6 protein-coding genes are annotated in these 6115 nt (G+C 69.1%); 2 read left to right on the top strand and 4 right to left on the bottom strand.

Annotated features, from left to right (window positions below):
* Nucleotides 1-134: 134 nt before the first annotated feature.
* The 4 genes from ACIA03_RS23920 to ACIA03_RS23905 form a co-directional block, all read right to left on the bottom strand.
* The gene (locus tag ACIA03_RS23920; protein ID WP_396987184.1) at nucleotides 135-734 is read right to left on the bottom strand and encodes a class F sortase; all 600 of its coding nucleotides are present in this window, start codon (nucleotides 732-734) and stop codon (nucleotides 135-137) included.
* Nucleotides 727-1974 (bottom strand): hypothetical protein, encoded by a 1248-nt coding sequence (locus ACIA03_RS23915; RefSeq protein WP_396987182.1) that lies wholly within the window; start codon nucleotides 1972-1974, stop codon nucleotides 727-729. The genes ACIA03_RS23920 and ACIA03_RS23915 overlap by 8 nt, the downstream gene beginning before the upstream one ends.
* Before the next feature lie 91 nt (nucleotides 1975-2065).
* On the bottom strand, nucleotides 2066-2929 hold the full coding sequence (locus ACIA03_RS23910) for a DUF1524 domain-containing protein (RefSeq protein ID WP_396987180.1): 864 nt from the start codon (nucleotides 2927-2929) through the stop codon (nucleotides 2066-2068).
* Between the two features lie 170 nt (nucleotides 2930-3099).
* On the bottom strand, nucleotides 3100-4407 hold the full coding sequence (locus tag ACIA03_RS23905; protein WP_396987178.1) for a hypothetical protein: 1308 nt from the start codon (nucleotides 4405-4407) through the stop codon (nucleotides 3100-3102).
* 438 nt (nucleotides 4408-4845) lie between these two features.
* On the opposite strand from ACIA03_RS23905, the gene ACIA03_RS23900 reads away from it, so the two are divergent.
* A complete protein-coding gene (locus tag ACIA03_RS23900) occupies nucleotides 4846-5517 on the top strand; it encodes a heme oxygenase (biliverdin-producing) (protein WP_396987176.1) in 672 nt (223 codons plus the stop codon).
* A 16-nt stretch (nucleotides 5518-5533) separates the two neighbouring features.
* The gene (locus ACIA03_RS23895; protein WP_396987174.1) at nucleotides 5534-6097 is read left to right on the top strand and encodes a TetR/AcrR family transcriptional regulator; all 564 of its coding nucleotides are present in this window, start codon (nucleotides 5534-5536) and stop codon (nucleotides 6095-6097) included.
* Nucleotides 6098-6115 lie beyond the last annotated feature (18 nt).

Below are 6115 nucleotides of genomic sequence, written 5' to 3'. Positions count from 1 at the left end.
CGTGCCCCCCCCCCCCCCCCGGGGGTCGGCCTCCGCGCCCCCCCCCGGGGTGTCTGCGCCCCCCCCCCCCCACCACGAGAGGGTCGGATGCGCCGACTCGGCACCACGAGAGGGTCGGATGCGCCGACTCGGCACTACTTCTTGTTCTTCGGCAGGCTATTGAACCTGTGCGCCACGACGACGATGTTGCTGTCGTAGCCTGAGCCGTTCCAGTCGGTGCAGGTGATGATCACCAGGCGCCCGTCGCCGTGGTCCTGGCCGAAGATGCGCTGGGCCTGGTCGGCGAGCTCTTTGCGGCTGAGCACCTCGACGGAGTCGACCTGGTGCTGGAAGGTGCCGTCCTTGGTGACGACGTCGACCTCCTGCCCCTCCTTGATGTGGTCGAGCTTGTTGAGGCTGCCGCCACCGGTGTGCACGGTGTGGCCGGTGACCACGGTCTGGCCCTGCGCCGAGCCCGGCTTGGCGCTGCCGACCCACCAGCCGATCTCGCGCGGGTTCCGCGGCGGGTCGAGCACCTCGCCGTCGAGCCGGATCGGGACGACCCTGGCCTTCGTGTGCAGCCCAGGCAGCTCGAGGCGCTTCGGGGCACCGGGTGGCACCTCCACTGCGGCGCTGCCGGCGGGCCACATCAGCCCGGCCAGCACCATCGCCACGGCGAGCACGACCAGCCCGGTCCACAGGCTGCTCGCCGCCGCGGCAAGCCGCGACGGCGAGTCAGCAGTGGTTTCAGCCACGCCGCAGCATGCGGACGTACGTCGCCGCACCGGCGCCCGCGGCCGCGAGCAGCAGCAGGGTGACGAGGGCGATACGGCCGGCGCTGCCGTCGTCGTAGCTCTCCATGCCGGCGGTCACGACGGTCGGGACCGAGGCCGGCGGGTTGCCCTTCGGTGGGTTGTTGACGACGGTCTTGGTGACCGGGCTGTTCGGGCCGCAGTGGCTCGTGCCGATCGTCAGGTGCGCGAGACTGCCGCCGACGAACCCCTCGGCCGCCGGCAGGACCTTCGCGTCCAGCGCGGTCACCGTGATCTCGCCGGGCGCGGTGACCTGCTTGTTGAGGGTGATGTCGAGGACGTTCTCCTCCAGCGGTGCGAGCTGCGACTGGATCTGCCCGAGAGCGGTGTCGAGCACCTGCGTCTGAAGCTGGTCGAGCCCGCCGTTGGCCGGCGCCAGGGCACCGTCCAGAGCGTTGCTGAACTGGGTGCGCAGAGCATCCAGGATCGCGTCGGTCACACCGGTCAGGTCGGTGACGACCTTCTGGTTGACGTCGGGGTCGACCGGAAGGTCGACCAGGGTGACGTCGCCGACCGTCGGGACTGTGACGTACGCCCTGCTGTTCGCCAGGCTGCTGTCGCCGGAGGCGGTGTCCTTGTCGGCGGTGCAACTGCTCTGCACGGCGCCGAGGTCGAGGTGCAGACCGGGATCGCCCATGGCCGCGAGGAGGTCCTCGAGCGCCTTCGAGAGCGGGTCGGTGACCGCGGTCTGGCTGAGCCCGGCGTCCTTCAGCGCGGTGATCAGCTGCTGGTCGACGCCCTGGAACAGCCCCGACGAGACGAGCTCGACGTCGCTGAAGTCGAGACTGGCCGCGTCGAGCGAGATGTTGTCCCCGCCGCTGAGGCAGTTGCCGGACCCGACGGCGACCACGGTCGCGCCGTCTCCGGCGAGACCGGAGCAGGCGGCCGAGGTGGCGTCCTTGTGGGCCACCGCGTCCTGGGCCAGCGTGCCGGCCTGGATCGCCTTCTGTCCGCCGAGTGCCGTGATGAGCGGCTCGTTGGTGCCTGTGGCGGACTCCCTGGAGCCGTCATTGGTGACGGCATAGGTGCCGGTGTCCCTCGCCCCGGTGCCGGCGAGCTCCAGGCTCAGCGCGGTTGCGGACGCCTGCGACACCGTCGCGGCGCTCGCAGGTGCGGCTGACAAGGCAACCATGGCGGCCGCGGCCGCGACTGCGGCTCCCCGCGCGATGAGTGTTGTGCGCACGTACTTCTCCCCTCCCTTTGAGATTCGTCACAGTCAACGGTCGAGGTTACTGGGGAGTTACGGGCGAGTAGCCCGCTTCTGCGTAGCGGAATCAGCTGTCGCAGACGGTGCCGTCCTTGTCGCCGTCGCGATACCACTCGTACTCGGCGTCGCGGCCCTTCCGGTAGGGCCCGTAGCCCTTCGCGGTCGCCTTGGCGCAGGTGTCGAAGCGGGGGTCCTCACCGGAGCCGCCGGCGGGAGTGCCGCTGGGGCCCGAGCCGCCCTCGGGCGGTCCGGCCTTGGCCAGCCGCACGGTGATCTCGGGGTCGTCGCAACCGGCGGCGATCTTCTTCAGTGCGGCCTTCTCGGCACGGTCGACGAAGAGGCTCCAGCGGATCTTCACGGCGACCCAGTCGGCGACGTACGTGCAGTGGTAGCTCGTCGCGTCGGGCATCCAGTCGGCCGGGTCCTGGTCGCCCTTGCTGCGGTTGGTCGCGGCGGTGACGGCGATGAGGGTGCGCGGGTCACCGAGGTCGTTGGCGTACGCCTCCCGCTCCTCGTCGCTCCACGCGTCGGCGCCGGACTCCCAGCCCTCCTTGAGCGGGACCATGTGGTCGATGTCGAGGCCGCCGGGGCGCTTGAGCGTGACGCCGTCGTACGCGGAGAGCCATACGCCCTTGGTGGCCTCGCACCTGCCGCGCGCCTTGTTCCTCGACTCCTCCAGGAGCACCTCGGTGCGGGCGTCCTGGCAGTCGCCGTCGGCGTCGACCCAGTGGTTGAACTTCTCCCGCTCGTAGCCGGAGGTGACCTCCTTGGCGACCGGGAGTCTCGCGATGGCCTCGGTCAGCGAAAGGCTGACCTCCTCGCCGCTTTCGGCGCCGTACCCGGCTTGGACGGCGGTGTCGGGTTCGGAGATCTCGGCGCAGCCGGAGCAGAGGAGTACGACGGCGCACAGGGTCGCCAACGGGCGCAGCATGGGGGACTCCAGAGAGTTGGGGAAGAGCTCTGGGGAGCATCGGGGGCGGCGTAACCCTGTCGGATCCTGCGGCGGTCGGCACGCAGGCGCGCCGCCAGATCGCGTACCCCACAAAGAATCCCGGGCCAAGGCTTGACGCCTTGGCCCGGGACGGGGTGCTGATCGGTGGATCAGGCGTGTGCGCGGCGCAGCAGGAACCACCGGGTGGCGGCAGCGGCGGCGACGAGCAGCACGAGCGCGCCGGCGGCGAACCCGCCCTTGGCGGCCGGGGACGAGAGCAGGTTGAGCTCGGCGTTGGCCGGAGCGTTGTCGGGCTTGGCCGCGACACCGGCCTCCGGGTTCGACCTGTCACCGGAGGCGACCACGTCGACGTTCGTCTTCTTGCCGCTGGTGACGGCCTTCTCCTCCGAAGCGGTGAGACCGTTGGTGCCGCAGGTGCTGGTGCCGATGGCGACGTTGGCGGCGGTCGGGGCGCCGACCTTCTTCACCGCGTCGAGGACCTTGACGTCGAGAGCGGACACCTCGAGGGCGTGGGCGGACCTGTCCTGCTTGTTCAGGGTGAGCTTGACCAGGTCGGTCTCGAGGCCCTTGAGGACCGTGGCGAGCTGCTGCTTGACCAGCTCGATCAGGTTGGTCCGGATGGAGATGTCCAGGGCGCCCGGCGCGATCTCGCTCTTCAGGCCAGACCGGAGCAGCGTGTCGACACGGCCGAGAACGGCGTCGGTGACCGGGGAGAGGTCGGGGACGACCGTCGTGTTCTTCTTCGGGTTCACCGGCAGGTCGGCGACCTCGACGTCACCCTTGCCGGGGACGCTGACGGTGACGGCTGCGTTCTTGAGGCGAGTCGTGCCCTTGAACGAGTTGTCCTTCGCCATACAGGTGCTCTCGGCGGCATCGAGGTTGATGCCGACCGACAGCCCGCTGACCTTCTTGAGTACGTCGGCGACGACGGTCTGGACCAGGTCGTTGACCGGTCCGAGCTTGATGTGGACGTCCTTGCTCTCGTCGGTGAGCAGGTAGTCGGTGGTGGCGCCGAGCTTCTGGAGGTCGAGCTCGGCGAGGTTCACCCGGACGGCCTCGCCCGGCTTGACGCAGCTGTCCCCGTCACCGATGGCGACCAGGGTCGCGCCCTCGCCGGCGAGCGCCGAGCAGGCGCCGGAGTAGACGGTGCCGTTCCGGAGCGCGGCGGCGGCGTCCTGCGCGAAGACGCCGACGGAGATCAGCTGCTGCTCGCCCTTGAGCAGCGGCAGCGCCGGCTTGTTGGTGCCGGAGTTGACGGTCTTCTTGCCGTTGTAGGTGGCGGTGTAGCGGCCGGTGTCCACCTTGACCTTGTCGGACACGTCGACGGTCAGGGCTACCGACGAGGCCTTGGCCCGCGGCTTCTCTGCCGCAGTCGCCGGGGCCGCGGTCACGGAAAGACCGATCATCGCGGTCGCCGCAACAACGGCGGCCCCGCGGACCGAGAATGGGGAGCGCAAGTGACTTCTCCAATGATGTTGATAACTGTCGATGACAGGGCACGACGAGTAGAAGTCAGCTGCTGCAGCCCCCCGGTTGCTGTGACTCGCCGTGACGAAGCGGGGAGTCTAGCCACGTCGATTCGCCGTCGCCCAGCGCTCAACCGGTGCCGGAGTTCGCAAAACTTCGCCGTAACTTCGCCGGTAACAGGTCGTGTTCGAGGTCGAATTCCGGGCGGAAATGACCAAGGTCCCGGAAGTGGCCGCCGATATGGACCTGGCGTATGGATCTTGTGCCTCGGTTGTTCTTTTGGATCCGGATGGCAAAAAGTCGTGCTCAATCCATTCCTGTCGAAACTTAGGGTAGCCTAAATTGGGCCTTGATGACTTTCTGACAGTGTGTCAATATCTTTCTTCGGAACGCCGATCGCCCGACGCCCCGACCTCACTGGAGCACACATGTCTGCCCTTCTTGTCGACGAGACCTCCGGGGCTCCGCTCTCCGCGCTGATGCGCGAGGGCTCTCGTGTCCAGCACGCCGCCGCCGAGGCCTCCTCCTTCATGGGAGAGCTGCTGGCGGGCCGGGTCAACGAGAAGGGGTACGCCGACTACCTGCTGCGCCTGCGCAAGGTCTATGTCGCGCTCGAGTCGGTGGGCCGTGATCTGGCGGCCACCGACGACATCGCGGCCGCCGTCCATGACGTGGCTCTGGAGCGCCTGGCCGCGATCGATGCCGACCTGGTCGTGTGGGCGCCGGGTGTCGACACCGATTCCGTGGAGTCGGCGGCCGCCGATGCGTACGTCGCCCGGATCGAGGCCACCCGCGCCTGGGGTGGTCTCTATGCCGCCCACCACTACACCCGCTACCTCGGCGACCTCTCCGGAGGCCAGGCGATCGGCCGGCTGCTCGACCGGTTCTTCGAGCTCGGTGGGGACGGGGTGGACTTCTACGAGTTCGCCCAGATCCCGAAGCCGAAGCCCTACAAGGACGGCTACCGCGCTCGCCTCGACGCGCTGGACCTCGATCCCGCGGAGAAGCTCCGCATCGTCGAGGAGGTCCAGGTCGCGTTCGGGCTCAATCAGGCGCTCTTCGAGGAGCTCGGCGCTCGCCTCGACGACTATCGCCTGTGAACTATGGTTCGTCCTCGTGCCCCGTATCGCCGCCGAGAACGTCCCCGAGCACCGCAGGCTGGTGCGCGAGCGGATCTTCGCTGCGTTCGCGGAGCTGATGGCCGAGGGCAGCTATGACGCGATCACCATGTCGAAGCTGGCTCAGCGCGCCGAGATCGGGCGCACCGCGATCTACCACCACTTCAAGGACCGCGATGCGGTGATGGTCGCCTTCGCGACCCACGAGACCGCCGAATACGTCGCGTCCCTGCAGGCTCAGCTCGCCGCGAGCGAGCAGCCGGCGGAGCGGCTGCGGATCTACGTACGCAACCACCTGGCCCTCGGCGAGAAGTTCCACATGGGCTTCGGCCCCCAGGTCTACGGCGGGCTCCCCGAGGAGGCTCGCCAGGAGATCCGCGAGCACGTCGTCGCCGTCGAGCGGGTCCTCGCCGAGATCCTCGAGCAGGGTGCCGAGCAGGGCGTCTTCGCCGTCACCGACGTCGACGCCACCCTCGCCCTCGTCCACGCCGTGCTCGGCACCCGCCACCTCCCGGCCGAGCGGATCGAGGAGTTCGTCCTTCGCGCCGTCGGCGCCCTGTGAGTCGCGCGCGCAGGCAGG

It is taken from the genome of Nocardioides sp. NPDC051685 (assembly GCF_044453405.1).
Classification (GTDB): Bacteria; Actinomycetota; Actinomycetes; order Propionibacteriales; family Nocardioidaceae; genus Nocardioides.
The sequence above is the reverse complement of the archived record's forward strand: the minus strand, read 5'-3'. Positions and strand labels throughout refer to the sequence as shown.

Coding starts and splice junctions, on each gene's coding strand:
- ACIA03_RS23910 (WP_396987180.1), bottom strand. CDS start 2,929: ATGCTGCGCCCGTTGGCGACCCTGTGCGCCGTCGTACTCCTCTGCTCC.
- ACIA03_RS23900 (WP_396987176.1), top strand. CDS start 4,846: ATGTCTGCCCTTCTTGTCGACGAGACCTCCGGGGCTCCGCTCTCCGCG.